Source organism: Roseobacter cerffii, from assembly GCF_054226325.1.
Genome location: NZ_CM135757.1, coordinates 2116800 through 2142374 on the forward strand (window position 1 = coordinate 2116800; position 25575 = coordinate 2142374).

At 63.2% G+C, this 25575-nt stretch carries 28 protein-coding genes and 3 tRNA genes; 19 read left to right on the forward strand and 12 right to left on the reverse strand.

The genetic code is table 11. The features are described from left to right. Positions 1–60 precede the first annotated feature (60 nt). Positions 61–807, reverse strand: coding sequence for a triose-phosphate isomerase (gene tpiA, locus ACVC7O_RS10215; protein WP_458325976.1), 747 nt, complete (start codon positions 805–807; stop codon positions 61–63). A gap of 125 nt (positions 808–932) precedes the next feature. Between tpiA and ACVC7O_RS10220 the strand changes: the two genes are divergently transcribed. Together ACVC7O_RS10220 and ACVC7O_RS10225 are read left to right on the forward strand one after the other, a co-directional pair. Further along, positions 933–1838, forward strand: coding sequence for an isopenicillin N synthase family dioxygenase (locus ACVC7O_RS10220; protein ID WP_458325977.1), 906 nt, complete (start codon positions 933–935; stop codon positions 1836–1838). Positions 1839–1937: 99 nt separating this feature from the next. Beyond that, positions 1938–2615, forward strand: coding sequence for a VPLPA-CTERM sorting domain-containing protein (locus ACVC7O_RS10225; protein WP_458325978.1), 678 nt, complete (start codon positions 1938–1940; stop codon positions 2613–2615). Positions 2616–2641: 26 nt separating this feature from the next. On the opposite strand, the gene ACVC7O_RS10230 is transcribed toward ACVC7O_RS10225, so the two are convergent. From ACVC7O_RS10230 to ACVC7O_RS10245, 4 genes are all read right to left on the reverse strand, one after another. Continuing rightward, entirely contained in the window at positions 2642–3004 is a 363-nt protein-coding gene (locus tag ACVC7O_RS10230; protein WP_458325979.1) for a HesB/IscA family protein, read from the reverse strand. A gap of 24 nt (positions 3005–3028) precedes the next feature. Next, the gene (locus tag ACVC7O_RS10235; RefSeq protein ID WP_458325980.1) at positions 3029–3595 is read right to left on the reverse strand and encodes a sugar O-acetyltransferase; all 567 of its coding nucleotides are present in this window, start codon (positions 3593–3595) and stop codon (positions 3029–3031) included. Positions 3596–3603: 8 nt separating this feature from the next. After that, positions 3604–3966, reverse strand: coding sequence for an SUF system Fe-S cluster assembly protein (locus ACVC7O_RS10240; protein ID WP_458325981.1), 363 nt, complete (start codon positions 3964–3966; stop codon positions 3604–3606). Positions 3967–4255: 289 nt separating this feature from the next. Then, positions 4256–5035: a bestrophin-like domain gene (locus tag ACVC7O_RS10245; protein ID WP_458325982.1), complete on the reverse strand. Its 780-nt coding sequence runs from the start codon at positions 5033–5035 to the stop codon at positions 4256–4258. Positions 5036–5226: 191 nt separating this feature from the next. Between ACVC7O_RS10245 and ACVC7O_RS10250 the strand changes: the two genes are divergently transcribed. Beyond that, on the forward strand, positions 5227–7029 hold the full coding sequence (locus tag ACVC7O_RS10250) for an NAD(P)/FAD-dependent oxidoreductase (RefSeq protein ID WP_458325983.1): 1803 nt from the start codon (positions 5227–5229) through the stop codon (positions 7027–7029). 140 nt (positions 7030–7169) lie between these two features. Here the strand turns inward: ACVC7O_RS10250 and ACVC7O_RS10255 are convergent, their stop codons facing one another. Continuing rightward, entirely contained in the window at positions 7170–8078 is a 909-nt protein-coding gene (locus ACVC7O_RS10255; protein ID WP_458325984.1) for a LysR family transcriptional regulator, read from the reverse strand. A gap of 306 nt (positions 8079–8384) precedes the next feature. On the opposite strand from ACVC7O_RS10255, the gene ACVC7O_RS10260 reads away from it, so the two are divergent. Next, positions 8385–8804 (forward strand): DUF6326 family protein, encoded by a 420-nt coding sequence (locus ACVC7O_RS10260; RefSeq protein ID WP_458325985.1) that lies wholly within the window; start codon positions 8385–8387, stop codon positions 8802–8804. A 2-nt stretch (positions 8805–8806) separates the two neighbouring features. Continuing rightward, positions 8807–9469 (forward strand): class I SAM-dependent methyltransferase, encoded by a 663-nt coding sequence (locus ACVC7O_RS10265; RefSeq protein ID WP_458325986.1) that lies wholly within the window; start codon positions 8807–8809, stop codon positions 9467–9469. On the opposite strand, the gene ACVC7O_RS10270 is transcribed toward ACVC7O_RS10265, so the two are convergent. Then, on the reverse strand, positions 9463–10182 hold the full coding sequence (locus ACVC7O_RS10270) for a helix-turn-helix transcriptional regulator (protein WP_458325987.1): 720 nt from the start codon (positions 10180–10182) through the stop codon (positions 9463–9465). The two genes, ACVC7O_RS10265 and ACVC7O_RS10270, sit on opposite strands and share 7 nt — an antisense overlap. Positions 10183–10289: 107 nt before the next feature. Between ACVC7O_RS10270 and ACVC7O_RS10275 the strand changes: the two genes are divergently transcribed. Then, the gene (locus ACVC7O_RS10275) at positions 10290–10706 is read left to right on the forward strand and encodes a GFA family protein (RefSeq protein ID WP_458325988.1); all 417 of its coding nucleotides are present in this window, start codon (positions 10290–10292) and stop codon (positions 10704–10706) included. Then, a complete protein-coding gene (locus tag ACVC7O_RS10280; protein ID WP_458325989.1) occupies positions 10703–11137 on the forward strand; it encodes a VOC family protein in 435 nt (144 codons plus the stop codon). The genes ACVC7O_RS10275 and ACVC7O_RS10280 overlap by 4 nt, the downstream gene beginning before the upstream one ends. A 71-nt stretch (positions 11138–11208) precedes the next feature. Here ACVC7O_RS10280 and rimK read toward each other — a convergent pair whose 3' ends face one another. The 4 genes from rimK to ACVC7O_RS10300 form a co-directional block, all read right to left on the reverse strand. After that, the gene (gene rimK / locus ACVC7O_RS10285; protein ID WP_458325990.1) at positions 11209–12591 is read right to left on the reverse strand and encodes a 30S ribosomal protein S6--L-glutamate ligase; all 1383 of its coding nucleotides are present in this window, start codon (positions 12589–12591) and stop codon (positions 11209–11211) included. Between the two features lie 142 nt (positions 12592–12733). Next, positions 12734–13009: an NfeD family protein gene (locus ACVC7O_RS10290; RefSeq protein ID WP_458325991.1), complete on the reverse strand. Its 276-nt coding sequence runs from the start codon at positions 13007–13009 to the stop codon at positions 12734–12736. Continuing rightward, positions 13006–13902 (reverse strand): SPFH domain-containing protein, encoded by an 897-nt coding sequence (locus ACVC7O_RS10295; protein WP_458325992.1) that lies wholly within the window; start codon positions 13900–13902, stop codon positions 13006–13008. The genes ACVC7O_RS10290 and ACVC7O_RS10295 overlap by 4 nt, the downstream gene beginning before the upstream one ends. Before the next feature lie 54 nt (positions 13903–13956). Continuing rightward, positions 13957–15393 (reverse strand): esterase/lipase family protein, encoded by a 1437-nt coding sequence (locus ACVC7O_RS10300; RefSeq protein WP_458325993.1) that lies wholly within the window; start codon positions 15391–15393, stop codon positions 13957–13959. Between the two features lie 120 nt (positions 15394–15513). On the opposite strand from ACVC7O_RS10300, the gene tgt reads away from it, so the two are divergent. The 12 genes from tgt to ACVC7O_RS10360 all read left to right on the forward strand — a co-directional run bounded on the left by tgt (position 15514) and on the right by ACVC7O_RS10360 (position 24599). Further along, on the forward strand, positions 15514–16638 hold the full coding sequence (tgt, locus tag ACVC7O_RS10305) for a tRNA guanosine(34) transglycosylase Tgt (protein ID WP_458325994.1): 1125 nt from the start codon (positions 15514–15516) through the stop codon (positions 16636–16638). Positions 16639–16741: 103 nt separating this feature from the next. Further along, positions 16742–17428 (forward strand): methyl-accepting chemotaxis protein, encoded by a 687-nt coding sequence (locus tag ACVC7O_RS10310; protein ID WP_458325995.1) that lies wholly within the window; start codon positions 16742–16744, stop codon positions 17426–17428. Positions 17429–17626: 198 nt separating this feature from the next. Beyond that, positions 17627–20038, forward strand: coding sequence for an endopeptidase La (gene lon / locus ACVC7O_RS10315; RefSeq protein ID WP_458325996.1), 2412 nt, complete (start codon positions 17627–17629; stop codon positions 20036–20038). Between the two features lie 154 nt (positions 20039–20192). Further along, complete coding sequence (locus ACVC7O_RS10320; protein ID WP_458325997.1) at positions 20193–20606, forward strand: HU family DNA-binding protein; 414 nt, start codon at positions 20193–20195, stop codon at positions 20604–20606. Between the two features lie 55 nt (positions 20607–20661). Continuing rightward, positions 20662–20736: transfer RNA gene (locus ACVC7O_RS10325), tRNA-Val, on the forward strand. 237 nt (positions 20737–20973) lie between these two features. Next, positions 20974–21552 (forward strand): histidine phosphatase family protein, encoded by a 579-nt coding sequence (locus ACVC7O_RS10330; RefSeq protein WP_458325998.1) that lies wholly within the window; start codon positions 20974–20976, stop codon positions 21550–21552. Between the two features lie 34 nt (positions 21553–21586). Next, positions 21587–21662, forward strand: a tRNA-Val gene (locus tag ACVC7O_RS10335). A 159-nt stretch (positions 21663–21821) separates the two neighbouring features. After that, positions 21822–22121: a hypothetical protein gene (locus ACVC7O_RS10340; RefSeq protein ID WP_458325999.1), complete on the forward strand. Its 300-nt coding sequence runs from the start codon at positions 21822–21824 to the stop codon at positions 22119–22121. Between the two features lie 256 nt (positions 22122–22377). After that, on the forward strand, positions 22378–22650 hold the full coding sequence (locus ACVC7O_RS10345; protein WP_458326000.1) for a hypothetical protein: 273 nt from the start codon (positions 22378–22380) through the stop codon (positions 22648–22650). Between the two features lie 68 nt (positions 22651–22718). Further along, positions 22719–23657 carry a pirin family protein gene (locus tag ACVC7O_RS10350; protein WP_458326001.1) on the forward strand — a complete coding sequence of 313 codons (939 nt, stop codon included), beginning with the start codon at positions 22719–22721 and terminating at the stop codon, positions 23655–23657. Positions 23658–23666: 9 nt separating this feature from the next. Then, on the forward strand, positions 23667–24386 hold the full coding sequence (locus ACVC7O_RS10355; RefSeq protein ID WP_458326002.1) for an SGNH/GDSL hydrolase family protein: 720 nt from the start codon (positions 23667–23669) through the stop codon (positions 24384–24386). A 136-nt stretch (positions 24387–24522) separates the two neighbouring features. Further along, positions 24523–24599, forward strand: a tRNA-Asp gene (locus ACVC7O_RS10360). A 63-nt stretch (positions 24600–24662) separates the two neighbouring features. Here the strand turns inward: ACVC7O_RS10360 and ACVC7O_RS10365 are convergent. After that, positions 24663–25475, reverse strand: a complete 813-nt coding sequence (locus ACVC7O_RS10365; protein ID WP_458326070.1) for an alpha/beta fold hydrolase — start codon at positions 25473–25475, stop codon at positions 24663–24665. Positions 25476–25575 lie beyond the last annotated feature (100 nt).

Consider the following 25575-nt stretch of genomic DNA (forward strand, 5'->3'; position numbering starts at 1 on the left):
AGGCCAAATCCGCCTTTGCCGCAAGTCAGTGCACGCTTGCGTTGCTGCCGGATCAGAGTATCAGCTTGCCGCCAACGCTTCGATAATCGGCGAAAAGTCCTCGGCTCTCAAGCTTGCCCCGCCCACAAGTGCGCCGTCGACGTCATCGAGTGCGAAGATGTCGGCGGCGTTGCCCGGCTTGACAGAGCCGCCATAGAGCAGGCGGATATCCTCGGCGTCGTCGCCAAACCGCCCGCGCAGTTCGGCGCGCATCAGCGCGTGCACGTCCGCGATCTGCTCCATGGTCGGGATCTTGCCGGTGCCGATGGCCCAGATTGGCTCGTAGGCGACAACCAGAGAGGCGGCGGTGCTGCCGTCCGGAACGGAGCCTTCCAGCTGCGTCTTGATCACATCGAGCGCCTCGCCCGCTTCACGCTGTGCCAGGCTTTCACCGATGCAGACGATCGCGGTGAGACCGGCCTCCTGGGCCGCGCGGGCCTTCGCGGCCACCTGCGCATCGGTCTCTCCATAGGCCTCGCGCCGCTCGGAGTGGCCGACAATGACGTGGGTGGCACCGATCTCGGCGATCATCCCGGCGGAGTGATCGCCGGTGTGGGCGCCCGTGGTTTCGGCATGGCAGTCCTGTGCACCAATGAAAATTGGGCTGCCGGCCGTGTTCTGCAGCGCATGGGTCAGCAGCGGCGCAGGCGGGCAGAGCAGTACATCGCACGGACATTCCGGGTGCTTCAGCTTGAGCGCGCCGATCATGTCGAGCCCGGGGATCGAGCCGTTCATCTTCCAATTGCCTGCTGCCAGTTTGCGCCGCATGAAACCCTCCTGAAGTTGATGTGCCCTTTGGTAACAGGGGGCGGGCACGGCGGCAATCGGCCAGCCTGCTTGTGTGGGCGCATGGGTCGTGGCATGGCTCGCAATAAGCAGGGATGGAGGGTGGAATGATCCCCAAACTGGACGCCGAGAAGCTTGCAGGCGGCGACGCGGACGCGCTGGAGGTTTTGCGTCACGCGGCGACTGAGATCGGGTTTTTCACGGTGCACAACACCGGGATTTCGGCGGCGCGTATGCACCAGGTCCTCGATCTTTACCGCGCCTTCTTCCAATTACCGGAGGCAGAGAAGGCTCGGGTCGATATGGCGCGGACCGGCGCCAACCGGGGCTGGGGCGCATCGAGATCAGAGCAGGTCGATCCGGCGGCCAACCCCGACTACAAACAGGTCTTCGACTGCGGGGTGACGCTGCCCGAGGGGGACCCACGCAGTTTAATGCCGGTCTATGCACCAAACCGTTGGCCCGACGCGCCCGCGGGTTTTCAAGCGGAAATCGAGGCGTATTATCGCGAGGCATCAGAGGTGGCGATGCAAATCCTGCGCGCGATCGCACGGGCCATCGGGGCGTCGGATACCTATTTCGACGAGGCTTTTGAGACGCCGATGGCCTTATTGCGCGGCAACTACTATCCCGCGCGCCCGGTCTGGGCGACAGAGCGCGATTTTGGCATTGCGATGCACACCGACTATGGCTGCCTGACCTTGCTGGCTACGGATGGCGGGCCAGGGTTGGAGGTGCGCAGGCGGGGTGGCGGTTGGACTCCGGTCGCAGCACCTCCGGGCGCGTTCGTGATCAACTTCGGCGAGATGATGGACATGTGGACCGCCGGGCAGGTGCGCGCCACGCCGCACCGGGTAATCGGCACGGATGCCGAACGCCTTTCGGTCCCGCTGTTCTTCAACCCGTCTTACGACACCAACGTGGCCCCGATGGGGTCGGGTGACACGGTGCTGGCCGGAGACCACCTGACCCGCCGCTTCACCGAGACTTACCGCCATTTGCAACGCGGCTGACAGCCTGTGTTCGGCGGCAGTTTGCCAGCCTCTGCACAGCTCTGACAAATTGAAGCAGAATGTGCTATCCTAGAAACATTGCTTTCAGGAGATTTGATCATGAAGACGTTTTTGCTCGCCGCAGCTCTGAGCTGCTTTTGTGCCCCTGTTTTTGCCGCCTCTGCGGTTTTCGAGGGGTTCGATGCCGGTCCCGGTGCCTGGGAGCCCAACACCATCGAGACCAACACAACCTGGCTCAACTTCGGCGGAAATCCGGACGGCGCGCTCACCACGAATAACTTCGGCGCGGGGGTGTCTTTCGGCGTTGCGGGGGCGAAGGCCGAAGGGGGCGCGTACAGCGGTGCCTTACCGGACGGGGTATGGACGGCGTCGGTAGACCTCTTCTATTTCAACACGCCGATCACCGAAGCGCGGCTCCGCTGGCGATACCGCGATGCGAGTTTCAACGGCTGGTACATCCCGATTGAGCAGAGCACGTTCGACCAGGTCTGGACCACCTATGATGTGACATTCGACACCACCTGGAGCGATGCGACGGCGCTTACCAATGGCTGGGTTCAGGAGACATCCTCCGTGCCTTTCGCCACGCTGTGGGACGACATCTACTGGAGCGAAGTCCGGCTTCTGGGGCCATCCATCCCGGGGTTGTCGGCGTCCATCGACAACTACAGCCTGCAGCCGGCTGCGGTGCCGCTGCCTGCTGGTTTGCTCTTGATGGGCACGGCCATGATGGGGCTCGCGGCGCTGCGGCGCCGACGGGCGTATGATCCGAACTGATCCGGTGATAGGCGGCGGGGTAAAGCTTACTTCGCCGCAATCGCCGTGTCGAACTTGATCGACTCGCCGCAGCCGCAGGCTTCCGTCACATTTGGGTTGCGAAACTTGAACCCGCTCTCCAGCAGAGAGGTTTCGTAGTCGATCTCGGTGCCGAAGAGGAACATCTGCGCCATCGGCGCAATCATCACGCGCGCACCGTCCTGTTCGACCACTTCGTCGTTCGGGTCGGTTTCTTCGACATACTCCATGGTGTATTCCATGCCCGCGCAGCCGCCCTTTTTCACGCCAATGCGCAAACCCGCATGGCCTGCCGAGGACATGAGCTTTGAGACCTGCGCCGCGGCCTTGGGGGTGAGTGTGACGGCTTGCTTGCCGGGAATGCCAAACATCGCAATGCTCCTTTGTCGACCAATTTAGTCAGTCGTGTGCTTCGGGACAAGCGGGCGTGCGGGATTTCCGGCAACTGTCGTGCCTGCGGGCACGTCCCGGGTCACCACAGCGCCAGCACCGATGACGGCATCGTCGCCCACGGTGATACCCGGCAGGATCAGCGCACCGCCTCCGATCCAGACATTTCGCCCGATTTTAACGGGTTGGCCGAACTCGAGGCCGGCATCGCGCGTGGCCGCGTCGCGCGGGTGATCCGCGGTCAGGATTTGTGTCATCGGTCCGATCTGCGTCATATCGCCGATCCGGATCGGGCAGACGTCCAGCAGGACACAGCCGTAGTTGAGGAACACATCATCGCCCAGGTGAATGTTGTAGCCGTAGTCGACATGGAAGGGCGCGCGGATGGCGCAACCTGAGCCTCGACTTCCAAGCCATTGATCAAGAATAGTTTTGCGGTCATCCGTATCAGAAACGATCGTGCCGTTGTAGCGGCGCTGCAGGTCCTGACTTGCGGCGCGCTCGCGTACCAGTTCCCCATCGCCGGGGCGATAGAGCTCTCCCGCGATCATCTTCTGTTTTTCGCTTGTCATGTAGAGGCTTACATAAAGCCCAGTTCGAGCCGCGCCTCGTCTGACATCATGTCCATGCCCCAGGGCGGTTCCCACACCAGCTCGACATTGACGTGTTTGACTCCAGGCAGCGGCTCGACCGCATCGGCGACCCAACCGGGCATTTCACCCGCCACGGGGCAGCCCGGTGCGGTCAGCGACATCTTGATGGCCACTTCGTTTTCATCATTGATGTCAATGGTATAGATCAGACCCAGCTCGTAGATATTGACCGGGATCTCCGGGTCATAGACCGTCCGGCAGGCTTCGACGATCGGCTCGTAGAGCGGATGATCGGTCGAGGAGGGCGCAATCAGCGGCGCGCCTTCAAGCTGTTCGGATGCGTTGGTCATCGAGGGCCTCTCTCGTTTTCTTAGCATTTAAATAAGGATTGGCGGCAGCGGAGTAAAGAGCCGCTTCACAGAGGGTTACCGCAGCGCGCGCGCAACAGCCTTGTCCTTGATCCGGCGCAGGCGCCGGTGATCTGCGGAAGCGCCAATGTTTTAGGGAGAAACCGACGTCGGTATCACGTCGGTAAAACGTCGGTATTGTGTCGGTGCGCGACGTCGGTATTCGGGCGCGACGGTGCAAGTCGCCCGCACGATGACCGCGGGGTTAACCCCGCGGTCGGTGCGGGTGCGCTCAAGGCGTCCGCATGGCGATGGCGATGGCCAGCAGCGGCGACTGATCTACCTGGATGAGCCCGCGCCGTGGGCGGTCGAGGTCGATGATCACGAAGACGAGCGAGACGATCAGCACCGGCATGACCAGCGCGGTCGCCGAGATCTTCGTGCGGCTGACGCCTGACCCATAGCCCAGCAACCCGCCCGAGAGCAGGAAGGTCGCGTAGAGCAGCAGCAAGACCAATTCCGGTACGTGCCGCTCGATCGCGGCGTCGCGGGCCGACAACTCGTCAATCATGTCGTTCAGCGCAGTGGTGAAGGCGACCGTGGCCGGGGAGGGCGCCGATTGCACGATCTCAGCGGCAACCGTCCACAGCTGTGCAAAGGCCGCCTCGGCGGCGGCAATTTGGGCGTCGCGCGCCGCCGCCTCCGATGCGGGGATCGTGGCCGAGGTGGCGCGTTCGGCCACATAGGTTTGCAGAATGGGTTTCACTGCATCGGGGTTGGGCAGCAGGTCGCTGCGCAGCCAGGCGGTGCCGATGGCGTTCGCCTCGGCCACCACCGCCGCCGAGCGCGCGTCATGGCGGCTGAGTGCGACGCTGAAGGTGAAACCCAGCAGCAGGCCGAGGATGCCCAGCAGCGAGGCCTGTGTCGCCGTGATCTGCCCTGTCTCCGCCTCGTCCCGGGACGGGCGGCGTTTGCCGATCCGGCGCCCCAGATACATCGCGCCAAACATTCCGGTCATCAGCCCCAGCACGATCCAGAGGGTGGCGATGTCGTACATAATCTCTTGCTCCATGGTCCCCGGTCTCACTCCCACCTGCGCGGCGCGTTGTGAACGAGGGGAACGTTGGCGAAAACCGCGAGAGGGTGCAAGGCGGCGGAGGCAGGATGCATCGGAAAGCTGCCAGCTTCGCGTTCTGCGCGAAGAAACTCTATCGCAATGGGTCGGAGTGGGGTTACCCTACGTCATCTAACGGGAGGTAGATGATGCTGGACTCAACGATAAACGATCAAGTCACGGAGTTTCTGGACCGCTTTGGAGGGGCGCTGGAGGCGGGGGATATCGACGCGGTGGTGGAGATGTTCCAGGCCGACAGCTATTGGCGTGACCTGGTCAGTTTCACCTGGAACATCAGGACCATGGAAGGCCCTGACCAGGTGCGCGACATGCTGGAGGCGCAACTTTCCAGCACCAAGCCGACGGGGTGGCGCATCGCCGATGGCGAGTTGCCGACGGAGGACGGCGGCATCGTGACCGCGTGGATCAGCTTTGAGACGGCGGTGGCGCGGGGCTATGGGCTTGTGCGGCTGAAGGACGGGCTGATCTGGACCTTGCTGACCACGATGGTGGAGCTGAAGGGCCATGAGGAGCCTTTGGGCTATGAGCGGCCACTGGGCGCCAAGCATGGCGCGGGCAAGCATCGCAAGACCTGGGCCGAGGAGATCGCGGAGGAGCGCGCGACGCTGGGCTATAGCGAGCAGCCCTATACGGTGATCATCGGCGGCGGGCAGGGCGGTATCGCTCTGGGCGCGCGGCTGCGGCAGCTGGGCGTGCCGACGATTATTGTGGAGAAGAACGACAAGCCAGGAGACTCATGGCGGAACCGCTACAAGTCGCTCTGCCTGCATGATCCGGTCTGGTACGACCATCTGCCCTATCTGCCGTTCCCGCCGAACTGGCCCGTCTTTGCGCCGAAGGACAAGATCGGCGACTGGCTGGAGATGTATACGAAGATCATGGAGCTGAACTATTGGACCCGCGCGACCGTGCAGAAGGCCGAGTGGGATGCGGAGGCGGAGACATGGATCGTCAAGGTGGATCGCGGTGGCGAAGAGGTGGTGTTGCGGCCCAAGCAGCTGGTCTTCGCCACCGGCATGTCTGGCAAGGCGAATGTGCCGGACTTCCCAGGCATGGAGACCTTCAAGGGGGATCAGCATCACTCTTCGAAACACCCCGGTCCGGATGCCTACAAAGGCAAGAAGGCAGTGGTCATCGGGTCGAACAACTCGGCCCATGACATCTGTGCAGCACTTTGGGAGAACGACGTGGATGTAACCATGGTGCAGCGCTCGACCACGCATATCGTGCGCTCCGATCCGCTGATGGAGATCGGTCTGGGCGATCTTTACTCCGAGCGCGCCGTCGAGGCCGGGGTCACGCATCACAAGGCGGACCTGATCTTTGCCTCGCTGCCCTACAAGATCCTGCATGAGTTCCAGATCCCCGTGTACGAGAAGATCAAGGAGGTGGACGCAGAGTTCTATGCCGGGCTCGAGAAGGCGGGCTTCCAGCTCGACTGGGGGGCCGATGGCTCGGGGCTCTTCATGAAGTACCTGCGGCGTGGGTCGGGGTACTACATTGATGTGGGTGCGAGCCAGTTGATCATCGACGGCAAGATCAAGCTGAAGGCCGGGCAGGTCACGGAAGTGGTCGAAGATGGCGTGATCCTCGACGATGGCAGCAAGCTGGAGGCGGATGTGATCGTCTATGCCACGGGTTATGGGTCGATGAACGGCTGGGTGGCCGACCTGATCGACCAGGAGACCGCTGATCGCGTTGGCAAGGTTTGGGGGCTTGGCTCGGACACGCCGAAGGACCCGGGGCCCTGGGAGGGCGAGCAGCGCAACATGTGGAAGCCGACCCAAGTGCAGAACCTCTGGATGCACGGCGGCAACCTGCATCAGTCGCGGCATTACTCGCAGTTCTTGTCGCTGCAGATCAAGGCGCGGATGGAGGGCATCGACACGCCGGTCTACGGGTTGCAGGAGGTGCATCACAGCGGGCGCTAGGATCACAGCGGCGGCCCTGCGGGGCCGCCGTTTTGTCCTGTGGAGGTCATTGGGGGGCGGTTGCTCGTGTCCTGTGCCGGTGCGGCCCAGGTGTCTGGTGTTTTTCAGCGCGACATCGGGACGGGCTGTTCGCGGCGTGATCAGGTGAAGATCAGCTTGTCCATGTCCCGGAATCCGCGACCGAGCTGGTCGAACACGATGCGGATGCGCCGGCTGGTCTGCAATTCCCGATGCGTGACCAGCCAGATCGGGAACTGAAAGGGCGGCAGCTCGGGGAGCACGCGCTCGATGTCGGGGTCGGGATCGCACAGCACATCGGGCAGGACGGTGATGCCAAGACCGGCCCGCAACAGCTCCCAGACCACGACGCCGCTGTCGCTGGAGAGAACGAAATTCTCCGGCCGCAGCGGAATGCCGAGGTTGTGCATGGGCGCGATCAACCGCTGGGGGTCCGGGTTGCCAACAAAGGCATGATCTGCCGCCTCTCGGGGCGTGCGCGGGCGCCCGGCGCGGTCGAGGTAGGCTTTCGACGCGTAGAGACCCGCCCGAAAATCGCCGACATGGCGCGCGATCAGGTCTGGCTGATCCGGGCGGACGTGGCGGATGGCGATGTCGGCGTCGCGCTGTAGGAGGTTCTGGATGTTGTTCGACGCGATGATATTGACGCGGATGCCGGGATTGCTGTCGCGGATCGGGGCCAGCAACCCCGGAAGAGTATGAGCCGAGAGCAGATCGGTTGCCGTGACGTTGACCACGCCGGACACCTCCTCTGATCGGGCGGTTGCGGACAGGGAGATCAGCGTTGCCGCATCGGCCATGGCGCGCACGTGATCGAGCAGATCGCGCCCTGCCTCGGTCAGCTGGGGCCGCCGGGCGGCGCGCTCCAGAAGCGTGACCCCAAGCTGCTCTTCGAGATCGGACACCTGCCGCCCGATTGTCGGCTGCGTGGTCTTGAGGGCGCGGGCGGCGGCGCTGAACGAGCCCTCTTCGGCAGTGGCGAGGAAGGCGCGGACCTGGTTCCAGTCAAAGGATATTGCGTCCCAGTTCATGCGCCTGCGTATACCTGATGTAAGGATTTAGGCAATTACCCAGGCGCATGCGCATAGCTAAATGGCCGCACGACATGCGAGGCCAATGATGCACACCACCTTTTTCAACCATCGATATGTACCCGTCGGAGACCCGACGGGGCCGTTCCAAATGCCCGCTCCGACTGCCGGGATGCACCTCGTGCCGGCAGCGTGTCAGACCATGCGCGCCTGGCCTCACCGCTTTGACGCCCGATGCTCCGGTCCTTTCACCCCCCTTAATTATGACCGCGCCTGATCGCGCGTAGTTTCCCAAGAGACAGACCCATGCGTGAGATAGATCCCCACAGCAAGCTCTCGGCCCTTTGGCTTTTCATCCTGCTCAACATCATCTTTCGGGACCTGCACCAATTCGTCATGCCCGGATTTCTTCAGACCATCATGACTGGGCGGTTCAACGGTATGGAGATCACCGAAGAGCTGATGCTGCTCGGCGGGATCGTGGTGTCCGTTCCGATCAGCATGGTCTTGCTTTCAATCTTCCTGTCTCGCCGGATTTTGCGGCCCCTGAGCGTGGTGGCCGCACTCGTCACCACGGTCACGATGGTACCGCCCGCGCCGATGGACCTCGACGATCTCTATCATTTCAGCCTGCAGATGATGGCGATGTTTGCGATCCTTTGGACTGCCTGGAACTGGCCAGCGGACAAGGGCAGAGCCCCCGGGGCTCAGACCGGACAGGTATGATCATGACCATCTTTGCCGCTCCGACGGGTGATCTCGTCTCGATCTATGATCAAATGGCACCGTCCTATGATGCCTCGCATGATCGCTGGCTCAGATATGCGGGCGGCGAGGCGCAGGCGGCGCTGGAGGCGGTGGTCCGGGTGTCGATGACGCCGCAGGCGCGACTTCTGGACGCGGGCTGCGGGACCGGGGCGTTTGCGCGCAGGCTGCTCGCGGAAGGTCATGCCGCGGAAAACCTGACGCTTCTGGATCCCTCCGAGGCCATGCTGCGCCGATGCGGTGACATGCCCTGCGAGGCGGTGCGGGGCCGACTGGAGGATATCCCCTTTCAAGACGACGCCTTCGACATCGTCCTTTGCGCCTGGGCGCTGGAGACCGTGGGGCAGCGCCCCCGCGCCATTCGTGAAATGTGCCGCGTCCTGCGGCCGGGCGGGCTCCTGTGCCTCGCCTTTTGCGCTCAGAAGCCGCCACGCGGCCCGCTGGGCTGGATCGTCAGCCAGGCGCTGTCACTGCGGGGACGCGGACGCTTCCTGGCGGTTGAGGGCGTGCGGTCCCTGATCGAAGCGCAGGACGGGTTTCAAACGCGTGTGGTGCCCCTGGCCGGACCTGCCGCCGTGGTGGTGGCGCGAAAGGCGGCCCCGCGGTCGGCGGGCCCGTCCTATTGATCGGGCGGATCGGGGGCGTCGGCAAACCTGCGGCGCTCGATCTCCATCGCGGCACGCCACTCGGCCTTCAACAGGTCCATCCGGCGGGGAATTTTTGCGTCGAGGATGTCGGCGCGCAAAATGCGCTCGGTGCGAAAGTACCGAAACCCCTGTCGCAGCTCGCACCAGGCCGCCACGATCCGGCCGCTGTCTCTGTAGCCAAGCAGGATCGGCCATATGACACGCTCCGTTTCCGCCTCTCGCGTGTCACGGTAGACCAGCCAGATCTTCCGCCTGTGGCGTATGGCCCGGCGCACATCGGCGGCGCCCAGCGGCTCGACAGGCGGTCTGACAGGCGCGACGCTGACGGCGGGGTCGACGAATGCGGTCTGAAACTCCGCAGGCGCCACGGCCTCGATCTTGGCGATGAGTTTTTCAGCGGCCAGCGCCAGCTCAGGCTCGCCGCGCGACTGGACCCATTGCGCGCCAAGCACCGCAGCCTCGATCTCGTCCGATGAGAGCATGAGCGGCGGCATGTGAAAACCGGCCTCGAGGATATACCCGACGCCGGCCTCGCCCTGGATCGGGACCCCTTGCGCCATCAGGGCGGCCACATCGCGGTAGACGGTGCGCTTGGTCACGCCGAGCTCGGTGCCGATGACCTGCGCCGACAGGGGGCCGCGTGCCCGGCGGAGAATCTCGATGATTTCAAAAAGCCTGTCGCCGCGCCGCATGGGGTCTCCTTTCTCGCAAGCCTAATATGCTGACATGATGCTGACAACGCGCTGTCAGCAGGGGTGCGGTAGTGAGGTGGAAACCCTCGAAAAGGAAAGGACCGACCATGGAGATTACCGGAAGCTGCGTCTGCGGAGCGGTGCGCTTTGTCATCGATGGACCTGCCAGCGGCATGGGCACATGTCACTGTTCGCGGTGCCGCAAGCTGGGCACGTCCACCATCGTTTTTGTCAGCCGCGCCCAGTTCAGATTATTGGACGGGCAGGCGCATATCGAGACCGTGACGCCGGACGCGCCCTTCACCTATCTGCGCTCGTTCTGCCGCACATGCGGCACGTCGCTTGGGGAGCCCTTGTCGCCCGATGCCTCCTTCCCGATCAATGCACAGTGTCTCGACGATGATCCGGGTGTGCGGAACACCTTTCATGAGTTTACGGAGGATCAACCCGCCTGGGCTGTTGGTCTTTATGCGGCTGAACGCTGCCAGGACACGGCGATGGCAGACAAGGAAGGTGCGGCGTGAGACTGGTCTTTGCTTGTGTGCTGTTGCTGCTCATGCCTCTGAGCGCGCAATCGGCGGATCGCCAGCCGGAGGGCGACCCGCTGGCGATGGGCGCCTATGTTCCCACCGATGACATTGCGCGTGCCGAAGCCTTCTATCGCAGGGTTCTGGACCGCGCGCCGGTGATTGCGCTGGAGGACTTCGTGGCCTTTGACGTGGCAGGCGGGTGGTTCGCGATCGTGTCCCGAGCGCGCTATGCGCCCGGGGCTGTCGCGGGCAGCGGTGCGGTGCCCTATCTGCAATCGCGCGACCTGGAGGCTGTGCGTGCCCGAGTCGCAGAGGCGACCGGGGCGCCCGCGCCGGAGATCATCGTCGAGCCGGGAATTGAGCTGCTCAAGGTGCTCGATCCAGACGGTCAGCTGGTCGAGTTCTTTCGGCTGACCGGCGGGTGATGCTGGGCTGCTGCGCCGTCCTCGGTCCCGGTGCCGCTGATGTCGCCTGGTCTGACGGACCCCTGATGAGATCAGGCCCGCGCGCGTTTGCGGGCGGGCTGGGGTTTCACACGGGCTTCGATTTCGTCGTAGAGCTTGCCGACGATATCTTTGCCCGTCGCCGTCTCGATGCCTTCGAAGCCGGGGGAGGAGTTCACCTCCAGAACTTTCGGGCCGGATTCGGAGCGCAGAAGGTCGACGCCCGCCTTGCCGAGGCCGAAGGCGCGGGCGGCGCGCACGGCGGTCTCGCGTTCCTCTTTGGTGATACGCACCACTTTGGCCGAGCCGCCGCGGTGCAGGTTCGAGCGGAAATCGCCCTCCGCGCCAGTGCGTTTCATGGCCGCGACGACCTTGCCCGCGATCACGAGGCAGCGAATGTCCTCGCCTGCGGCTTCCTTGACGAAATCCTGCACGAGGAAGTTGGCCTTGAGGCCGCGGAAGGCGTCGATGACGCTCTCGGCTGCCTTCTTGGTTTCGGCGAGGACCACGCCTTTGCCTTGCGTGGATTCCAGCAGTTTCACGATCAGGGGTGCTGTGCCGACGAGGCCCATGAGGTTCGAGGTGTCTTTCGGCGAGGCGGCAAAAGCGGTCGTGGGCATGCCGATCTTCTTCGACGCGAGGATCTGGTGCGCGTGCAGCTTGTCGCGGCTGGCGGTAATTCCAGCGGAGCCATTCACGCAATATGTGCCGATGGTCTCGAACTGGCGGATAATCGCGGTGCCGTAGGAGGTGATCGAGGCGCCGATGCGCGGGATCACCGCGTCATAGCGCGGCAGGCGCTTGCCGTCGTAATGCACCTCGGGCGCCATGGCGTTGATGGCCATGTAGCAGCGGGTGGTGTTGATCACCTCGACCGTGTGGCCGCGCGCCTCGCCAACCTCGACGAGGCGGCGGGTGGAGTAATTGTCCTCGCGGCTGAGCACGGCGATGCGCAGGGCGCGTTTGGGCGCGCGGCGCTTGAGGGCCGCGGTGTGGTAGTCGTCGTAGCTGAGCTCGGGCTGCAGGTGCTTTTCGGTCGGCGAGATCGAGATGTGATCGGAGAGCGCCTGGCGCCCCAGCAACATGCGCGAGGACATCGACGCGCGGTTGGTGAGCGTGATCTCGATGGGCCAGCTCTGCTCGCCGACGGTGAGGGTGGAGGAGATCACGAAGCGCTGCTCGGCCTCGCCATTCGACGAGGTGACCTCGCGGCGGTCCACCAAGGGGGCGGAGCAGGTGATGGCCATATCGGCGCGGCCTGCGATGGGGTGCACGTTGAAGCGGACTTTGGGGTGCTTGGCAGGGCCGAAGACCTCAATATCGTGGGCGTGTAGGGCGGAGGTGCGCGCGCCGGTGTCGACCTTGGCCTTGATCGCGGGCAGGCCCAGATCAGGCAGCGACACCCACTCCTCCCATCCGAATGTGAGCTTTTCCATGACATCCCCCGGTCTGCTTTTGCTCTTGGGGTAGCAGGAGCCTTGGGTGATCTCAACCGGATGGCTGCAGCGGCCGCGGTGGACCGCCTCCGGCGGGAGTATTTCTGGAAGGGTGAAGACGCGGGCGCGCTGTTATGGGACTTTAGTTGTCGTTAACGTCGTGGTGGACGATCTTGGCGCCTGAGGACTGCTTCCGGAACGCCATGCGCAGCCCGATCCAGGCCAGCAGGGAGAGGCCTGCGAAGATGGCGAGCAGGGCGGGTGCGGTGAGACCTGGCGCGATGAAAATCACCGCGACCATCGCCAGCGCGCCGAGGGCGAAGCCGAGGAAGATGAAGCCCGGCACCAGGACTTCGATGACCGCGAGGGCCAGCGCAGCGGCGGTCCAGACCCACCAGAGGTTCAGCAGATCATTCATGTGCCGCGGCCCTTGAGCATCTTGAAGGCGTCGCCGAAGGCATCAATAGCCTGCGTGGGAACGACGATGGTCTGTTTGCCGTCGCCCGCGCCGAGCGCGTTCAGCGATTCCACCTGTTTCAGGGCGATCTGATACTGCGCGGCTTCGAGGCCGTTTTCGTTGATCGCCTGCGCGACGACCTGTGTGGCGTAGGCTTCCGCATCGGCGAGGATCCGGCGCGCCTTGGCGGTTTGTTCCGAGGCGTAGAGTTCGGCATCGGCGGCGAGTTCCACGGCGCGTTTGGAGCCTTCGGCCTCGGTCACCTGCGCCCGGCGGGCGCGTTCGGCGTTGAGCTGCTGCAACATGGCGTCGCGGGTGGCCTGATCGAGGTTCACGTCCAGGATCTCGGCCCGCGTTACCTCTATGCCCCAGTCATCCACGGCGTCCTCGACCGACGCCTTGATGGTCGAGATCAGCTGCGCACGGTTCGCCTGCACATCGTCGAGGTCCATCTTGCCGATTTCGGCCCGCACGATCCCCGCGACGGTGGTGGCAATCGCCGCATCGACATCGCGGATGCGGTAGACGGTGCGCTCGGGCTCGGTGATGCGGTAGAAGACGGAGGTTTCGACCTGGACCAGCACGTTGTCCTTGGTGATCGCGTCCTGGCTGGCGTTGGGCAGCTGGCGCTCGAGGATCGAGATCTCATGCGCCACGCGGTCGATGAAAGGCACGATGAGGTTGATGCCAGGCCCCAGCACCGAGCGCAGCCGGCCGAAGCGTTCGATCACGTATTTCTCGGATTGCGGGACGATCTTGACCGCCTTCACGATCAGGACGATGAAGAGGGCGGCCAGCAGAAGGAAAACGAGAGAGCTTTCGATCAGCGAGATGATCAGGGTTTCGATGTCCAAGGGGCGGTCCTTTTATAGTGCGCCTCACGTATTTGTGAGCACGCGGCTGTCGCGTCAAGCGTTTGGCGGCCTGAACTCCGTCATCTGACCGTCCGGGGCCGAGACGCTTGGTTGGGCGCTGCGGTCACTGATCCAGCGCTGGATCGTGTAGAGCGCACCTGGGTTAAGATAACTTTGACTGTGTTGCAGCGTAGGGCGCTTTGTGGCCTTCGATGGGTCTGCCTGCGTGTCGAGCTCGCGCGCGATCACCATGGTCCAACTGCCTACGGGCGCAGGTTCGGCGAAGACGTCGACGTAGGTGTTCGCGAGCGCCATCTCGCGGCCCGTGGCCATGGCAAGCAGCGAGAGCAGCGCAAGCACCGGCGCCAGCACGAGGCCGATGACAAAAACGGCGGGGGCGATCACGAGCGCCTGTGAGCCCGAGGCAAAAGCATAGATGAGAAACCGCAGGACGGCAGCGGCCAGGAGCAGAAGTCTGATCGCCACGGCGGTATCGCTCGGGTCGACCGAACCCATCGCAGACATGCCGAATGTAGCGGCGACGATGACTATACTGCTCCACAGAAATCTCGAGCGATGGCGTTGGAGCCTCGCCCGGGCCTCTTCGACCCGTTGATCTGCCGCGGCCAGCAGAGCGAGGGGCACCTCCAGCATCACGTTGGTGGCTCGGCTGATCAGGTTGGCGGCGGCGATGCCCATCGAGGCTTCATCGGCAATGGTGCGCAGGAGAAGGACGTTTCTAGGGGGCAGTCGGGCTGTTTGCGTCTCGTTCATCAAATCTTGTGCGATGCGGCGCGCAGCGCGCGACACGGCCACTGCCACCAGCACCGAGAGGACCACTGCGCCCAGAAGAGACAGGAGGCTCCAGCCGACCGAAGCCGGCGGGCCGAGCCACACATTCAGGGCGCGCAGGGAAAACATGCTGAGAAAGAAGGGCGCCAGCAGGCTGCAGAATTCGAGGATCGGAAGCGCGGGTCGTGGGCGCAGAACCAGAAAAGGGGTCGACAGGCAGATGAGCTGGCAGCGTGCGCGTAGATCGGCGCTGCGCGACAGGGCTTGCATTGCGATATTGCCGCCGTGGCTGTGCGCGACGACCAGATGCCGCCGGTCCGGGTGGCGCTTCAACGAGCGGGCCACGGCCTGCTGCAGGTCGTCGGAGGCGGCACGGCGGGCGGCGACCGAATTGCGACCGGACCAGAGGATGTTGTGAAATGCCACTGGCCCGCCGACGCCACGCGCGACAGCGTCGCGGAGCGGCGAGCCCGGCTGCGTCCAGGCGGCACCTCTGGCAAAGGTCCCGTGGACCAGGAAGACCGAAGCATCGGCGTCGGTTGGTGGCCTTTCTTCCGCGATGCCCGTTCGCATCTTTCTGGTGTGCCAGGCGCGGCGGACCAGGCGCACAGCTTGTACGATCAGCACCACAGCAATGGCAATCACATAGGGGGTGCCCAGAAATATCGGCCCCCAGACGTGCGGCGGAAGGTCGCTCATGTGAACATCACGCACAGCCTTATCGAATTTGGCCGCCATTCTGCGACCGAAGCCCGTTTGCCGCAACGGGTTTGATCTTCCGGGCTTGGAATGGCGCGGGATTTGCGCCAAAGGGGCGGGATGAATTTTTCCTTTGATCTTCACGCCACCGATGGCAAGGCCCGGACCGGAGTGATCTCGACCCCGCGGGGGGAGATCCGCACGCCCGCTTTCATGCCGGTGGGCACGGCGGCGACGGTGAAGGCGATGATGCCGGAGAGCGTTCGGGAGACGGGCGCAGATGTTTTGCTGGGCAACACTTATCACCTGATGCTGCGGCCCACGGCGGAGCGGATTGACCGGCTGGGCGGGCTGCACAGGTTCATGAGCTGGGAGCGGCCGATCCTCACGGATTCCGGTGGGTTTCAGGTGATGAGCCTGGCGGATCTGCGTAAGCTCACCGAACGGGGCGTGACCTTCAAGAGCCATATCGACGGCTCCAAACATGAGATCACGCCGGAACGCTCGATGGAGATTCAGAGGCTTCTGGGCTCGGATATTGTCATGTGTTTCGATGAATGTCCGGCACTGCCTGCGGATCGCGACACAATTGCCGAGAGCATGCGGCTGTCGATGCGGTGGGCGCAGCGCTCGCGGGACGCCTTTGGGGACCGCCCGGGACATGCGCTCTTCGGGATCCAGCAGGGCGGGCTGGAGGAGGATTTCCGGGCTGAAAGCGCCGCGGCGCTGCGAGAGATCGGCTTTGACGGCTACGCGGTGGGCGGGCTGGCCGTGGGCGAGGGGCAGGCGGCGATGTTCGGCTGCCTCGATTTCGCGGCGGATCAACTGCCCGTCGACAAGCCCCGCTATCTGATGGGCGTGGGCAAGCCCGATGACATCGTGGGCGCGGTGAAACGCGGCATCGACATGATGGATTGCGTGTTGCCATCGCGCTCGGGGCGCACGGGGCAGGTCTTCACGCAGCGCGGGGTGGTCAACATCAAGAACGCGCGCCACGCGGATGATCCGCGCCCGCTGGATGAAGCGTGCCGCTGCCCCGCCTGCCGGAGCTATAGCCGGGCCTACCTGCACCATGTGTTCCGCAGCCAGGAGATCATCTCATCGATGCTGCTGACCTGGCACAATCTGACCTACTACCAGGATCTGATGCAGGGCATGCGCGACGCGATCTCGGCAGGGCAGTTTGCGGCCTGGGAGGCGGCCTTTCACGCAGGCCGCGCCGAAGGCGATATCGACCCGCTCTGAGGCGGGCATTTTCGACGAATTTTTTACGCCTGATCTGCTTGGATTAAGACAAGCTTAACCTGCGCGCGCCTACATCGGGCACACGAAGAGTTGGAGGTGCCCGATGTCATCAAAACCCGAAGCCAAGACCCCCGAGGGCGAGATGACACGCGAACGCATCGCACAGATGGTCCAGTCGCAGATCGCACCGCTGCCCGTGGCGGCCATGCAGGTGTTTGTGCATCATCTTGAGGCCGAGTCCGACGACGCAGGTCACGTCACCCCTGCGGAATTCGCCGATGCCATCAACAAGATCCAGATCGGCGGCCGCGCCTTGCAGACCGTGGTCTCGGAGCATCTGACCCCGCAGGACATTGCCTTGCCGGAGCCGCTGGCAGAACAGCTGTCTCATGTGAGCAAGGCGGTTGACGAGTTGATGCGGATTGCGGCGCGCTGCACGGTCACTGCTGACGAGATTCGCGGCTTTCAGCCGGTGGGCGACATGTATGCGCTGTGCTGCACGCGGGTGGCCCAGGGCGTGCGCCAGTTCAGTGACGATTTCGGCGCCTTCTTCCTTGATCTCAATGACAAGGGGCGCGCGGATGTGAGCGATCACACCAGTGCGATCGCCATGGAAATCGGCAAAATCGGTCGGGTGATCAACATGGTCGCTACCAACGCCTCGATCGAGGCAGCTCGCGTGGGCGACGCGGGCAAAGGGTTCACAGTGATCGCGGATGAGGTGAAAACACTCTCATCGCGGGTATCGTCGCTCTCGGTGTCCCTGACGGACAATCAGAACCCGAATTAAGGGCGCTCTGAGAGGCCAAAAGGGGCGATTGAAGGCTTGTGCTTCAGGCGTTCTCTGGCCATGCTGTAGCAAGCCGAAACAACGGTAAGGTTGATTTGTGGGTCAGGGCGCCCCACCTTTGTCATCCGACCCCGGAGATGGTCGAGCGTTGCTGCAGATGCGGGACCAGAACCATCTTGCCAAGAACAAGGATAGAGCATGCAAGAGCCTCTGAACGCCTCTTACCCGGTATTGCCGTTGCGCGATATCGTGGTTTTCCCCCACATGATTGTGCCTCTCTTCGTCGGACGCGAGAAATCGGTTCGCGCACTGGAAGAGGTCATGTCGGACGACAAGCAGATCCTGCTGTCGAGCCAGATCGACCCCGGCGTGGACGATCCCGACAGCGATGGCATCTACAAGGCCGGTGTGCTGGCCAATGTGCTGCAACTGCTGAAACTGCCCGACGGCACCGTGAAGGTGCTGGTCGAGGGGCAGGCGCGGGTGCGCATCACCGAATACCTTGAAAACGACAGCTTCTTCGAGGCCCGCGCCGAGTATCTGACTGAGATGCCGGGCGATCTCGCCACGACCGAAGCGCTGTTGCGCACCGTCTCTGACGAGTTTGAACGCTATGCCAAGGTGAAGAAAAACGTTCCAGAAGAGGCGCTTGCAGCGGTCGGTGAAAGCACCGAACCGGCGAAGCTCGCCGATCTGGTAGCGGGGCACCTCGGTATCGAAGTGCATCAGAAGCAGGACCTGCTGGAGACGCTAAGCGTGAGCGAGCGGCTGGAAAAGGTCTATGGCCTGATGCAGGGCGAGATGTCGGTGCTGCAGGTCGAGAAGAAGATCAAGACCCGCGTGAAGAGCCAGATGGAGCGCACGCAGCGCGAGTATTATCTGAACGAACAGATGAAGGCGATTCAGCAGGAGCTGGGCGACGGCGAGGACGGCAAGAACGAGGTTGCCGAGCTCGAAGCGCGCATTGCCGAGACCAAGTTGAGTAAGGAAGCCAAGGAAAAGGCCGAGGCCGAGATCAAGAAGCTCAAGAACATGAGCCCGATGTCGGCGGAAGCGACCGTGGTGCGCAATTACCTCGACTGGATGCTGTCGATCCCGTGGGGCGTGAAGTCGCGCGTGAAGAAAGACCTTGGCCGCGCGCAGAAGGTGCTGGACGACGATCACTATGGTCTCGAAAAAGTGAAGGAGCGCATTGTCGAGTATCTCGCGGTGCAGCAGCGGTCGTCGAAGCTGAAAGGCCCGATCATGTGCCTGGTCGGCCCACCCGGCGTGGGCAAGACCTCACTCGGCAAGTCTGTGGCGAAGGCGACGGGGCGCGAGTTTATCCGCATCAGCCTGGGCGGTGTGCGCGATGAGAGCGAGATCCGGGGGCACCGGCGCACCTATATTGGCTCGATGCCCGGCAAGATCATCCAGGCGTTGAAGAAGGCGAAGACGACGAACCCTCTCATCCTGCTCGACGAGATCGACAAGATGGGGCAGGATTTCCGGGGCGACCCGGCGTCGGCGATGCTGGAAGTGCTTGATCCGGAGCAAAACTCCACCTTCGTGGACCACTATCTTGAGGTCGAATATGACCTCTCGAACGTGATGTTCCTGACCACGTCCAACAGCTACAACATGCCCGGGCCGCTGCTCGACCGGATGGAGATCATCCCGCTGGCGGGCTACACCGAGGATGAAAAGCGCGAGATCGCCAAGCAGCACCTGGTGCCGAAGCAGATCAAGAACCACGGGTTGAAGGCCAAGGAATTCGCGCTGGAGGATTCCGCGATCACAGAAATGATCCGCACCTACACGCGGGAAGCAGGTGTGCGGAACCTCGAGCGCGAGATCGCGAAAGTGGCGCGGAAGTCGCTGACCAAGATCATCAAGAAGGAGGCCGAGGAGGTCACCGTCACGGATGAGAACATCGACGACTTCCTGGGCGTGAAGAAGTATCGCTATGGTCTGGCCGAGAAAGAGGATCAGATCGGCGTTGTGACTGGTCTGGCTTACACATCGGTCGGCGGCGAGCTTCTGAGCATCGAGGCGCTGCGTCTGCCGGGCAAGGGCCGGATGAAGACCACCGGCAAGCTGGGTGACGTGATGAAGGAGTCGATTGATGCGGCCTCATCCTATGTGCGCTCGATCAGCCCGCAGATCGGGGTGAAACCGCCGCAGTTCGACAAGATCGACATCCACGTGCACGTGCCGGATGGCGCGACGCCCAAGGATGGGCCAAGCGCAGGGCTGGCGATGGTAACCTCGATTGTCTCGGTGCTCACCAAGATCCCGGTGCGCAAGGACATTGCGATGACGGGCGAGGTGTCCTTGCGCGGCAATGCGATGCCGATTGGTGGCTTGAAGGAGAAGCTGCTCGCGGCGTTGCGGGGCGGCATCACGACCGTGCTGATCCCAGAAGAGAACGCGAAGGACCTGCCGGAGATCCCGGACAACGTGAAGGACGGGCTGGAGATCATCCCGGTGACCCATGTCTCGGATGTTCTGAAGCATGCGCTCGTGCGCACACCTGACCCGATCGAATGGGATCAGGAAGCGGAGGAGGCCGCGGCAGCAGCGGCTTTGGCGGGCTCGTCTGATGCGAGTGATGCTGCGACGGCGCACTGATCTGGCGATATGTTGAAAAGAACGCGGTCCCTCGAGGCCGCGTTTTTTGGTTCGGGGGGGGACCAGTGGCTTCGGAAACGCGAACCGTTTCGTCTGTTTCCGAATTGGAAACAGCGGTGACAGTATACAAAGAAGAGCAGGGAAGAGAGGCCTCATGAGCATAGCCAAGCGCCCGACGGGCAAGACCAGCGCGCGCAACGCTTCGTCCCGCCGGAAAGCGACACCCAAGCCGACGCCGGCGATGGAGGAAGGTGCGGGTGAGAGCGCTGCGTCGGAATCGGCGGGCGAATTCGCGGGTGCTCTGCGCAAGAAGGAGTTGATTGATCGCATCGTTGCGCGGACAGGGGTGAAGAAGAGCGCGGCAAGGCCTGTGGTCGAGGCTGTGCTGGCGGAGTTGGGCGAGACACTGGCCGCAGGGCGCAGCCTGGTTTTGCCGCCTCTGGGGCGCCTGAAAGTGACCCGCGAGAAGGCGCAGCCAAACGGGCGGGTCATGGTTGTTCGAATGCGGCAGAGCATGCCGCCCCTGAAAGCCGTCTTGCCACCGCCGAAGACGCCCTCCGAGCGCTGAAATTTCTCTGCGACCTCTTGCATGGGCGCGCGGATTTGGGTAGGTCAGCCGACACGGGTGATTAGCTCAGTGGTAGAGCGCTTCGTTCACATCGAAGATGTCAGGAGTTCAAATCTCTTATCACCCACCATTCTCCTTTTGACCGATGCCCGCGGCGCAATCGCTCTAATAGTGCGCCGACCGGATGCCGCGTTGTGAGGGCAAGGTGTGTTGATCGACAGGAGCGCCCACCGCCGTGGAGCTCGAACGCTGCGGTTGAAGTCACACGCCGGGCCTTCTGTCAGGCCAGCCATTCTTGTGCCGTGACAACGCCGAGCGGTCGTGGCACATGCTGTCGGACGACCCTCGAGCAAGCGACACGGCAGCCATGTTTCCGCCTCTCTACATCCTGCGTCATGGACAGACCGAATGGAATGCGCAGCATCGCATCCAGGGCGGGCTCGATTCGCCTCTGACCGCGTTGGGGCGAGCGCAGGCGCAGACGCAGCGGGAGCTTTTGCGAGACGAGATGCTCGATCGGTTTCAGGCGCTGTGCAGTCCACAGGGCCGCGCGTTTCAGACCGCCGCCATTGCCTTGGAAGGCCTTTTCAGCAGCATCTCAACCGATGCGCGGCTGGCAGAGATCGGAGTGGGCGCATGGGAAGGACTGCCGCGCACCGAACTCGTGATCGACGGCGTGGTCGATGAAAGTGAGGAAAGCGCGCTCGATCTTTACAATCGTGCGCCGGGCGGTGAGGGATTTGTGGCGCTTCATGCACGCTGCAAGGCGTTTCTGGAAGAACTCTCCGGGCCGTCGGTTCTGGTGACCCACGGCATCACCTCGCGGATGCTGCGGCTCATCGTCCTTGATCAGGATATCTGTGAAATCGGCATGTTGCCAGGTGGCCAAGGGGTGATCTACCACCTCGAAAACGGCACGATGCGCCAGCTTTCAATAGGGGCTTGAAGCGGTCGATGACATTGGCTACATGCACCGGAGCGGGTCGTTAGCTCAGTTGGTAGAGCGCTTCGTTTACACCGAAGATGTCGGGAGTTCGAGCCTCTCACGACCCACCATTTTCACCGCCTGCCTCAGAACTCACGCGCGCTTAGGTCAACATCGCCGCCAAAAAACGGTGCGCGGCTGCCACAAACTGTGCCTTGCCAAGACCCCTGGCCTGTGATCCATCCTAAACGAACACGAAAAAGTGTTTGGGATCAGGAAGGGGCACACGTATGTGCGTGAGAAAGGCGAGCAAGCCGCGAAAACGCGTGGCCGTGCAGCAAACGGACGCAGCGGTTGAAACGCTGATCAGCCATTTGCGGAGTTTGCCAGTTTCTGATCGCTCGAGCCGAGCCCTCGGCGTTGCCTCGCGCCTGATCGAATTCGCGGCCTTTGAACTCGCGGGTCGACAGTCGGCCGATGATGTCGCCGACCTGATCAACTGCGCAGCCCAAATGGATTTCGCCTCCAATGACGTTCAGATCACGTCGGTGGCCGAGCCAGTCCGCATGCCTCAACGGCGCCTGCAGTAGCGAAGCGCACAAGTTTTATTTGCCTCAGGTTTTAAAACAGTTTTCCCAAACTACCTTGGGTTGACAGATGCCTATCCTTTAAGGGACAGTGCAGGTGGTGTTTTGGGGAAATGAACTGGGATCAAGGCGCAGCAAAGGGCCCGTATATGGGCCGGGAGAGTGAAATGCGACCCCAACCGGGTCCATTGGGTCGAGGTGAAATCTGACGCGCTGAAGTGTGGTATTGCGTCGGAGCATATTTGAAAGCGGACACGACATGACCGTGCCCACGGATGACATTCCCGCTGAGGTTGTGGACCTGTCGACGGCTTTCGCCGCCCTGGATACGTTGCCCAATCGCGAGAAGGTCCGCTATGCGATGCAGATCGCCGCGCAGTACCTTGAATACGCCGCCTTCGAGATGGCGCTGGAGCAGAGCGCGGGCGATGTGTCCGAGATCATCCACATGGCCGCGCGGCTGGATCAGGCGGCGCGACGGATCGATCAGACTGCGATGGGCGCGCCGGGCCAGGATATGCGCAAAATCTGATCGCCTGGTAATTGCATCCGTGCGCCCGCAGGCTACTCTTTTTGCTGATAGCCAAAGGAGGACGCGCGATGAGTTGGAACCCCGCCCTGGACCCCGATTGCCCCACCGGAGACATGGTTGACGCGATTGAGACCGTCATCGTGCCGCGCGCGCGCGATCTGGGTGGTTTCGAAGTGCGCCGGGCTTTGCCCGCGCCCAAACGTCAGATGGTGGGCCCCTTCATCTTCTTCGACCAGATGGGTCCGGCGGAATTCGTGACCGGCAAGGGCATTGATGTCCGTCCGCATCCGCACATCGGCCTCGCCACGGTGACATATCTTTACAAGGGCAAGATTCACCACCGCGACAGTCTTGGCACGGACCAGTGGATCGAACCCGGCGCGGTGAACTGGATGGTGGCGGGGCATGGCATCACCCATTCCGAACGCACGGATGGTGAGATCCGCAAGCGCCCGCATGATCTCTTTGGCATTCAGACCTGGGTGGCCTTGCCCGAGGCGGCGGAAGATGAGGCCGCCGCCTTTGAACATGCGCCGAAAGACACGCTGCCGTTTCTGGAGGGCGAGGGTAAAGAGGTGCGGTTGATCCTCGGCACAGCCTATGGCGAGGAGGCGCCCGTGAAGGTCTATTCCGAGACTTTTTATGCGGATGCGGTGTTGCAGCCAGGGGCGCGCATTCCCTTGCCGGATGATCATGAGGACCGCGGCGTCTATGTGGTCTCGGGCGCGATCACCGTCGCGGGCGATACTTTCGACTCCGGTCAGATGATGGTGTTCCGCCCCGGAGACCGGATCACCCTGACGGCGGGCGAGGAGGGCGCGCGGCTGATGCTGCTGGGCGGCGCGACGCTGGAGGGTCCGCGGCACATCTGGTGGAATTTCGTGGCCTCGTCGAAGGATCGGATCGATGCGGCCAAGGAGGCCTGGCGTGCGGGCGACTGGGCGCATGGGCGGTTCCAGCTGCCGCCGGGCGATGACGAGGAATTCATTCCACTGCCCGATCGCTAGGGCGCGCGTATGATCTGGCCGCGGCTGCAACAGGTGGCTCTGGCACCGGTTCTGGGCGTGCAGGCGTTGCAGGTGGTCCGGCGGACGCCGCGCCTGCCGGAGGCCGCAGGCCCGCGCAGTGGCGTCGCCGGGCAGGGGCCGGAGCTCCGCCTGCTGATCCTTGGCGATTCTTCGGCGGCGGGCGTGGGGGTCGAGACCCAATCGGCGGCCTTGAGTGGCCATTTGGTGCAGGCGCTCAGCACAGAGTACCGGGTATCCTGGTCGCTGATTGCCCAAACAGGGTGGACCACGGGCAGGCTCCGCGAGGTCGTGCGACACCGTGCGCTCAAGCCCTTTGACATCGCGGTGACCGCTTTGGGTGTGAATGACACAACCCGTCTGATCAGTCCTCACCGCTGGCTTGAACACACAGCCGAACTCCACGACGTGGTCCGGGCCAGATTTTCGGTGGGGCGGATCTATGCCACCACGGTCCCGCCGTTGGAGCACTTTCGCGCGTTGCCGCGCCCTCTGAACACCGTGCTCGGGCGACATGCGGCGCGGCTGCGCAGCGCGCTCGAGGGAATGGCGGCGGCGACCGAAGAGCTCCGTCTCATCGCGCCGGATTGGGGGCTCGACCCCAGACTGATGGCAGCGGATGGCTTCCACCCCGGGCCGGAAATCTACCGAATCTGGGGCGCGTTCGCCGGGCAGCTCATTCTCGATGACCTGCGTGCCGAGCCGCTCTGAGCGCATCGGCGTTGGCTGCAAGGACACCCGTCCATTTTGGCAAAAAATTCTCGCACTCGACACGGTACCCGCTTGACGCGCCTGATGCGCCCGCCTAAGAGGTCCCAACGCGCAGCAAGACGCGCGGATGCAGTGGGCGGTTGTAGCTCAGTTGGTTAGAGTACCGGCCTGTCACGCCGGGGGTCGCGGGTTCGAGCCCCGTCAACCGCGCCACCGCTGCTTCAAAGGGACCTTCGGGTCCCTTTTTGCGTTTTCAGGCCTGTGGGATCGGGCGGGTCAGGCGATATCCGACAGGAAGCGCTGAAGGGCTTTGGCGGTCTCGGTTGGCGATTGATCGATGAAGAAATGTCCGCCGGGGATTGCCGCACTGCGCATGTCGCTGAGGCGCTCGGCCCAGGTGGCGGGGACGTCGTAGGCGTTGGCCATGGCGCCCGCCGCGCCATAGAGGACGAGCGCGGGACAGGCGACGTAGCGGTCGAGGTCCGCCGCGTCGAGGTCGAAGTCGTGATGCAGCGCGGCGCGGTAATCGGCGCACATGCCGCGGATGGTGTCGGGGTCGCGCCAGGCAGTGCGATAGGCAGCGAGCGCCTCGGGCGCGAAGTCTGACAGTTTGGCCGCACCCCAGCCCAGCAGGCAGCTTTCGAAGTAGGCGTCTGGGTCATGCGCGATCATGGTTTCGGGGAACGGGTAGGGCTGGGCGAGGAAGAACCAGTGATAGTAGGCGGTGGCGACCTGCCGGGTGAGTTCATCCAAGAGAAGATGCGTCGGCACGATGTCCATGACGGTCAGGCTCTGCACATGTTCCGCTGCGTCCAGCACCAGCCGGTGTGCGACGCGCCCGCCACGGTCATGGCCCGCCAAGTGAAACCGCGTAAACCCGAGATGCTGCATCAGCGCCAGTTGATCAGCCGCCATCTGCCGGAAGCTGTAGGCCTCTGTGCCTTCCGGTTTGCTGCTGGCGCCATAGCCACGCAAGTCAGGGGTGATCACGGTGAACTGCTGCGCGAGTTCAGGGGCAACCGCGTGCCACATCATATGGGTCTGTGGAAAGCCGTGCAGCAGCAGGAGCGGGGGGCCGCTGCCGCACATCCGGTAGCAGATGCGCTGCCTGTTCACCTCCGCTATGAGCGGATCCGCCCAGTCCGTCACGAGCACCGCCCTCCGAGCAGGCAGGTGGGGTGGGCTTTAG

Excerpts from the sequence above, each read along its gene's own strand:
- ACVC7O_RS10225 (WP_458325978.1), top strand. The coding sequence starts at position 1,938 with ATGAAGACGTTTTTGCTCGCCGCAGCTCTGAGCTGCTTTTGTGCCCCT.
- ACVC7O_RS10365 (WP_458326070.1), bottom strand. The coding sequence starts at position 25,475 with ATGTGCGGCAGCGGCCCCCCGCTCCTGCTGCTGCACGGCTTTCCACAG.
- ACVC7O_RS10255 (WP_458325984.1), bottom strand. The coding sequence starts at position 8,078 with ATGAACTGGGACGCAATATCCTTTGACTGGAACCAGGTCCGCGCCTTC.
- ACVC7O_RS10350 (WP_458326001.1), top strand. The coding sequence starts at position 22,719 with ATGAGTTGGAACCCCGCCCTGGACCCCGATTGCCCCACCGGAGACATG.
- ACVC7O_RS10235 (WP_458325980.1), bottom strand. The coding sequence starts at position 3,595 with ATGACAAGCGAAAAACAGAAGATGATCGCGGGAGAGCTCTATCGCCCC.
- ACVC7O_RS10320 (WP_458325997.1), top strand. The coding sequence starts at position 20,193 with ATGAGCATAGCCAAGCGCCCGACGGGCAAGACCAGCGCGCGCAACGCT.
- tpiA (WP_458325976.1), bottom strand. The coding sequence starts at position 807 with ATGCGGCGCAAACTGGCAGCAGGCAATTGGAAGATGAACGGCTCGATC.
- ACVC7O_RS10345 (WP_458326000.1), top strand. The coding sequence starts at position 22,378 with ATGACCGTGCCCACGGATGACATTCCCGCTGAGGTTGTGGACCTGTCG.
- ACVC7O_RS10265 (WP_458325986.1), top strand. The coding sequence starts at position 8,807 with ATGACCATCTTTGCCGCTCCGACGGGTGATCTCGTCTCGATCTATGAT.
- rimK (WP_458325990.1), bottom strand. The coding sequence starts at position 12,591 with ATGGAAAAGCTCACATTCGGATGGGAGGAGTGGGTGTCGCTGCCTGAT.
- ACVC7O_RS10330 (WP_458325998.1), top strand. The coding sequence starts at position 20,974 with ATGTTTCCGCCTCTCTACATCCTGCGTCATGGACAGACCGAATGGAAT.
- ACVC7O_RS10310 (WP_458325995.1), top strand. The coding sequence starts at position 16,742 with ATGTCATCAAAACCCGAAGCCAAGACCCCCGAGGGCGAGATGACACGC.
- ACVC7O_RS10275 (WP_458325988.1), top strand. The coding sequence starts at position 10,290 with ATGGAGATTACCGGAAGCTGCGTCTGCGGAGCGGTGCGCTTTGTCATC.
- ACVC7O_RS10230 (WP_458325979.1), bottom strand. The coding sequence starts at position 3,004 with ATGTTTGGCATTCCCGGCAAGCAAGCCGTCACACTCACCCCCAAGGCC.
- ACVC7O_RS10240 (WP_458325981.1), bottom strand. The coding sequence starts at position 3,966 with ATGACCAACGCATCCGAACAGCTTGAAGGCGCGCCGCTGATTGCGCCC.
- ACVC7O_RS10355 (WP_458326002.1), top strand. The coding sequence starts at position 23,667 with ATGATCTGGCCGCGGCTGCAACAGGTGGCTCTGGCACCGGTTCTGGGC.
- ACVC7O_RS10290 (WP_458325991.1), bottom strand. The coding sequence starts at position 13,009 with ATGAATGATCTGCTGAACCTCTGGTGGGTCTGGACCGCCGCTGCGCTG.
- ACVC7O_RS10250 (WP_458325983.1), top strand. The coding sequence starts at position 5,227 with ATGCTGGACTCAACGATAAACGATCAAGTCACGGAGTTTCTGGACCGC.
- ACVC7O_RS10260 (WP_458325985.1), top strand. The coding sequence starts at position 8,385 with ATGCGTGAGATAGATCCCCACAGCAAGCTCTCGGCCCTTTGGCTTTTC.
- ACVC7O_RS10300 (WP_458325993.1), bottom strand. The coding sequence starts at position 15,393 with ATGAGCGACCTTCCGCCGCACGTCTGGGGGCCGATATTTCTGGGCACC.
- ACVC7O_RS10220 (WP_458325977.1), top strand. The coding sequence starts at position 933 with ATGATCCCCAAACTGGACGCCGAGAAGCTTGCAGGCGGCGACGCGGAC.
- ACVC7O_RS10245 (WP_458325982.1), bottom strand. The coding sequence starts at position 5,035 with ATGGAGCAAGAGATTATGTACGACATCGCCACCCTCTGGATCGTGCTG.
- ACVC7O_RS10270 (WP_458325987.1), bottom strand. The coding sequence starts at position 10,182 with ATGCGGCGCGGCGACAGGCTTTTTGAAATCATCGAGATTCTCCGCCGG.
- lon (WP_458325996.1), top strand. The coding sequence starts at position 17,627 with ATGCAAGAGCCTCTGAACGCCTCTTACCCGGTATTGCCGTTGCGCGAT.
- ACVC7O_RS10340 (WP_458325999.1), top strand. The coding sequence starts at position 21,822 with ATGTGCGTGAGAAAGGCGAGCAAGCCGCGAAAACGCGTGGCCGTGCAG.
- tgt (WP_458325994.1), top strand. The coding sequence starts at position 15,514 with ATGAATTTTTCCTTTGATCTTCACGCCACCGATGGCAAGGCCCGGACC.